This window comes from Streptomyces calidiresistens (genome assembly GCF_014141525.1).
GTDB classification, from domain to species: Bacteria; Actinomycetota; Actinomycetes; order Streptomycetales; family Streptomycetaceae; genus Streptomyces; species Streptomyces calidiresistens.
In genome coordinates, this window is sequence record NZ_VKHS01000650.1 from 1 (window position 1) to 3185 (window position 3185).

The window sequence follows — 3185 nt, forward strand, 5'->3', positions numbered from 1 at the left end:
ACAGAACGGAATGTGACCATGACCCTTTCGGCGACCGTGTCGACGGCCGCGCCCCGGCCGGTGATCACCGCCTGGTCCGCGGTGTCGCCGTTCGGCATCGGCAGGGACGAGTTCGTGGCCGGCGTGCTGGCCGGCGAGGACACCTCCCGCGCACTGGACCCCGGGGAGTGGGCGGGCCCGGACAGCCGCGCCTGCGTGGTGCCCGGATTCGAACTGCGCGAGGTCCTCGGCAGGAAGGGCACCCGGTCGATGGACCGGGTGACCGGGCTGGCCGCCACCGCGGTCCGCGACCTGTTGCGCGACGCCGGCGACCGGCGCACGGCCTCCGACGAGGAGACCGCCCTGGTCCTGGGCACCACCACCGGCAGCGCGCAGAGCATGATGGACTTCACCCGCGCCTCGCTGGTGGGGGAGCGCCCGTTCTACGTGGACCCCTCGCTGATGCCGAACGCGGTGATGAACTGCGCCGCGGGCCAGTGCGCCATCCGGCACAGCCTCAAGGGGCCGAACACCACCATCGCCGGCGGTCGCGTCGCCGGCCTGTCCGCGCTGAGCTACGCCCGCGGCCTGCTGGGTTCCGGCCGCGCCAGGACCGTGCTGTACGGCGCGGCCGAGGAGTTCTCGAACGCGCGGGCGTGGCTGGACCACCACCGGCGCGGCGAGGACGCCGCCGGAGCCCTCCTCGGCGAGGGATGCGCCATGTTCATGCTGGAGGCCGCCGACTCGCCGGGAGCCGAGGGCCGCGCCCTGGCCGAGGTGCTCGCCGTGGAATCGCGGGTGTACTTCGGCGACGACCCGCACGAGGCACTCACCGCCTGCGTGGAGGGGGTCCTGCGGCGCGGCGGGGTCGACCCCGGGGAGGTGTGGGCGGTCTCGACCTCCGGGCTCGCGGGCCTCGCCGGTGAGCGGGAGCGCGAGGCGCTGACCGCGCGTTTCGGCGCCGAGGTGGTGGACCGGGCGCCGTCCATGCAGGCCATCGGGGACACCGCGGCGGCCTCCGCGGCCTTCCAGATCGCAGCCCTGCTGGGCCTCGCCGAACGGGCGACGCCCCCTTCCGGCGGCGTCGCCCTCGTCTCCTCGGTGGACGACAACGGTGTGGTCGCCTGTGCCGCGCTGCGCCTGCCGGTGGGCTGACGACCACCCACCGGTCCTACGAAAGGGAAGAGCATGACAATCGACGCGGTCACCGGACTCGACCGGGAAGAACTGCGGGAGCTGTTGGCCGAGACCATCGACGCCGACGTGGCCGAGATCCGGGACGGTGCCGACTTCGTGGAGTCGCTGGGCGTCGACTCCCTGATGGCCCTGGAGGTCGTCGTCGTGTTGGAGCGCAGGTACGGCATCAAGTTCGCCGAGACGGAGATGCGTTCGGTGCGGACCCTGGAGAGCACCTACGACCTGCTGTGCCAGAAGCTGCGGGAGTGTTCGTGACCAGCCCGGTCCTGGCCGTCCCCCGGCCGGTGCGCGAACCCGCCCGGGACGAGGGCTCCGGGGCGTGGTCGGCGGGCTTCTCGGTGACGATCACCGGGGACGAGCCCGTCTTCGCCGGGCACTACCCGGACTTCCCGATCTTCCCCGGCGTCTGCGTGATGGAGTGCGTGCGCCGCGCCGCCGAGGCGGTCATGCCGCCCGGGGCCGAGGGGGCGCGGCTGGCGGCCGTGGAGTCCTGCCGGTTCCTGACCGCGGTCCACCCCGGTGACGAACTGGGGATCGAGCTGAGCTGGTCGCCGCGCGGCGAGGACTGGCGCTGCGTCGCCCGGGTGGAGACGGAGCGCGGCCGGGCCGCCTCGATCCGCCTGCGCTACCGGCGGGAGGATCCCGCGTGATCACCTCCGAGGGCGTGCGCGCCGCACTTCCGCACCGGTACCCGATGCTGCTGGTCGACCGGGTGATCGAGCTGGGGCCGGACGCGATCCGGGCGATCAAGGCCGTCACGGTGAACGAACCGTGGTACGCCCGGCTCGGCCCGCGGGCGACCCGCGAGGAGCTGGCCTATCCGGACTTTCTGCTGATCGAGTCGTGGACCCAGGCGGCGGGGCTCCTGGCCAAGCGCCTGGCGGGCGACGGGGTCGGGGGACAGGTCATGTTGTTCGGCTCCATGAGCGACGTCGGGTTCCACCGGCGGGTCCTGCCCGGCGACACCGTCGAACACCACGCCCGCCTGGAGCGCGCCGTGAACGACACGATGATCTTCGAGGGCGGGAGCCGGGTCGACGGCGAACCCGTGCTGAGCGTCGGGCGGGTCACCGTCGCCTTCCGGCCGGGTGAACGACCCCGGGCCGTCACCCCGGACCCACACCCCGGGGCCGTGTCCCGGACCGGCGGCCGGTGACCGGCCGACCGACACAGTCGATGAGGAGAACGTCATGACGGACAACACAGCCCCGGTCGCCCTGGTGAGCGGCGGATCGCGGGGCATCGGCCGGGCCGTGGTCCTGCGGCTCGCCGCCGAGGGGTACGACGTCGGTTTCTGCTACCGCTCCGACGAGCAGGCCGCGCTGCAACTGGAGAAGGAGGCCGGCGAGTTCGGTCACCGGGTGCTCGCCGTCCGGGTCGACGTGACCGACGCCGAGTCGGTCCGGGAGTGGGTCGCCCGCACGGAGTCGGAGCTGGGGCCGATCGACGTGGCGGTCGGTTCGGCCGGCGTCACCCGGGACAACCCGCTGGTCCTCATGACCGACGAGGACTGGCACGCCGTTCTGGACACCAACCTGGACGGCGTGTACCACGTGTGCCGCTCGGTGATCTTCGAGATGATGAAGCGCAAATCCGGCACGATCATCAACATCTCCTCCATCGCCGGTGTGTACGGAAACGCCACCCAGTCCAACTATTCCGCCTCCAAGTCGGGCATCATCGGTTTCTCCAAGGCACTCGCCAAGGAAGTCGGCCGGTACAACATCCGGGTCAATGTGGTGGCGCCGGGTTACATCGAGACCGATATGACCGCCGAGCTTTCCGAAAAGGTCAAGAAGGAAGCGGCGAAGCAGGTGCCGCTGCGACGCTTCGGCCGGGCCGAGGAGGTGGCGGATCTCGTCGCCTACCTGGCGGGCGAACGCGCCGCCTACATCACCGGGTCGGTCATCCAGATCGACGGCGGCATGACCGTCTGAATCCCGTCACCGCCCGAACCCGGGAAACACCATGACGACAGCCGGGCACCCGCCCGCCAGGTAGGCGACGAG

The 3185-nt window shown here is 71.8% G+C and carries 5 protein-coding genes; all 5 read left to right on the forward strand.

The features are described 5' to 3' along the window. Nucleotides 1–18 precede the first annotated feature (18 nt). From FOE67_RS20955 to fabG, 5 genes are read left to right on the forward strand one after another with little or no spacing between them, the layout of a single operon-like run. Nucleotides 19–1134 (forward strand): beta-ketoacyl synthase N-terminal-like domain-containing protein, encoded by a 1116-nt coding sequence (locus FOE67_RS20955; RefSeq protein ID WP_182666393.1) that lies wholly within the window; start codon nt 19–21, stop codon nt 1132–1134. Between the two features lie 33 nt (nt 1135–1167). Further along, complete coding sequence (locus FOE67_RS20960) at nt 1168–1431, forward strand: acyl carrier protein (protein WP_143623014.1); 264 nt, start codon at nt 1168–1170, stop codon at nt 1429–1431. After that, on the forward strand, nt 1428–1826 hold the full coding sequence (locus FOE67_RS20965; RefSeq protein WP_182666394.1) for a 3-hydroxyacyl-ACP dehydratase FabZ family protein: 399 nt from the start codon (nt 1428–1430) through the stop codon (nt 1824–1826). Before FOE67_RS20960 ends, FOE67_RS20965 begins: the two co-directional genes overlap by 4 nt. Continuing rightward, nucleotides 1823–2332, forward strand: coding sequence for a 3-hydroxyacyl-ACP dehydratase FabZ family protein (locus tag FOE67_RS20970; protein ID WP_182666395.1), 510 nt, complete (start codon nt 1823–1825; stop codon nt 2330–2332). Before FOE67_RS20965 ends, FOE67_RS20970 begins: the two co-directional genes overlap by 4 nt. Nucleotides 2333–2366: 34 nt before the next feature. Next, a complete protein-coding gene (fabG, locus tag FOE67_RS20975) occupies nt 2367–3113 on the forward strand; it encodes a 3-oxoacyl-[acyl-carrier-protein] reductase (RefSeq protein ID WP_182666396.1) in 747 nt (248 codons plus the stop codon). Nucleotides 3114–3185 lie beyond the last annotated feature (72 nt).

What these genes read in the sequence shown, in the direction of transcription:
- FOE67_RS20960 (WP_143623014.1), top strand. Translation starts at nt 1,168, where the DNA reads ATGACAATCGACGCGGTCACCGGACTCGACCGGGAAGAACTGCGGGAG.
- fabG (WP_182666396.1), top strand. Translation starts at nt 2,367, where the DNA reads ATGACGGACAACACAGCCCCGGTCGCCCTGGTGAGCGGCGGATCGCGG.
- FOE67_RS20955 (WP_182666393.1), top strand. Translation starts at nt 19, where the DNA reads ATGACCCTTTCGGCGACCGTGTCGACGGCCGCGCCCCGGCCGGTGATC.